This is a genomic window from Lysinibacillus sp. NPDC056185 (assembly GCF_047737915.1).
In the GTDB taxonomy this organism is placed as follows: Bacteria; Bacillota; Bacilli; order Bacillales_A; family Planococcaceae; genus Lysinibacillus.
Genome location: NZ_JBLLLQ010000086.1, coordinates 1 through 1,633, shown reverse-complemented (window position 1 = coordinate 1,633; position 1,633 = coordinate 1). Strand labels below are relative to the sequence as shown.

General features: G+C 74.1%; 1 protein-coding gene. It reads left to right on the top strand.

What is annotated here, in order from left to right; genetic code table 11:
* Positions 1 to 1,486 (top strand): FAD/NAD(P)-binding protein (locus tag ACMZ42_RS27010; protein WP_415733424.1); only part of this gene is annotated, 1,486 nt, incomplete at its 5' end.
* Positions 1,487 to 1,633: the final 147 nt, after the last annotated feature.

Below are 1,633 nucleotides of genomic sequence, written 5' to 3'. Positions count from 1 at the left end.
GATCAGCGCTTTCCACGACGCCAGGGCGTCGGCGCACGGCCCGTCGCTGTACCAGTGGTGCGTCGACTGCGGTATCGGCCCGGTCAAACCGGGCGACTTCCCGCCGCTGCGTCTGTACCGCGCCTACCTCCGCTGGGCGGCGGACCGGATCACCGCGACCGCGGGCCCCGGGGTGCGGGTGGTGGTTCACCGGGAGCCGGCCACCGCGGTGCGTCCCGCGGCGGACGGGGGCGGCGAGAGTGTGGTCCTGGCCGACGGCACGCTGCTGCGGGTGGACGCCGTGCTGCCCACCGCGTCCCGGCATCTTTTCCATCCGCCCCTCGCCCCGGGGGCCGGGTCCGCGCCGGAGCCCCGGACCCGGCCTCTTCATCTGGCCTACCGTTCGGTCGGGGCGAACGAGCGGGTGGCGGTGCTCGGGCTCGGGCTCACCGCCCTGTCGGTGCTGGCCGAACTGACCACCGGGCGCGGCGGCCGGTTCGCCTTCGACGGCAGCGTGGCACGCTATCTGCCCAGCGGACGCGAACCGGCCGTGGTGCTGACCGTCAGGGCGGGCGGGCTTCCCCGGACCCGGCCGGTCTCGCCGCCCGGCAGGAAGGTGCCGGCCCCGCTCGTGTTCACCTCGGCCCGCCTGGCCCGGCACCGCAGGAATCGTCCGGGCGGACGGCTGAGCCTCATGGACGATGTCCTGCCCGACCTGGAGGCCGAGCTCGACCTCGCCTACTACCGTTCGCTGCTGGCCTCCGGTCCGGCCGGGACGGAGGCGGTGCAGCGGGAGTTCGTCGCCCGGATCGCCGCGAGCGGTCACCGCCGGCTCCTGGACGAGCTGGCCGCGGCGCACGGCGGGAGCCCGGTCCACGCCGTGCTGTCCCGGGGCGACGAGATGCCCGTGTGGGCGGACGAACGCGCGTATGCCGACTGGTTCACCGCCGAGACGGCCGGGGATCTGCGGGCGGCCCTCACGGGGCTGGGCACGGACCCGGTCAAGGACGCCCTCGAAGTCCTGCACGACCACCGCAGGCTGCTGCGGGGGCTGTTGGAGGGTCCGGGCCTGGACGAGGAGTCCATGGCCCGGTTCCACGGCACGTTCGTACCGGCGGTGAACCGGCTGGTGGTGGGAGCCGACCCGGGCCGGACGGTGGAACTGCTGGCGCTGCTCGCCTCGGGCGTCGTACGGCTCGGGCCCGGTCCGCAGCCTCTGCTCCGGGAGGACTGCGACGCGCAGGTGTGGCAGCTGGAATCCCGGCGGTTGGCGGCCCGGGCCTCGGTCACCGTCGACCGGATCGTGCTGCCGCGGATAGCGCAGACACCGGCGGGAACGGTCGGCGATCCCTTGCTGTCCCTGCCGTCGGGCGCCGGAACCGGCTGGCTGCCGGAACCGCCTTCGGCGTCCTCGCCGGGACGTGCCGACAGTTCCCGTATGGGAGAAATATGGAAGCCCCGGCCAAGCTCGTCCCCGAACGCACATACGCCGGCTCCGGGCATCTAAGGGGTACTTCATGAACGTCTCTGTCCAGCGCGCCGACCGGATCGGTGTCTTCTGCGGTGCCCGGCCGGGCACCCGTGCCGCCTACCTGGAGGCCGCCTGGGAGTTCGGCAGCGCGCTGGCCGCCCGGAACCTGGGGCTGGTCTACGG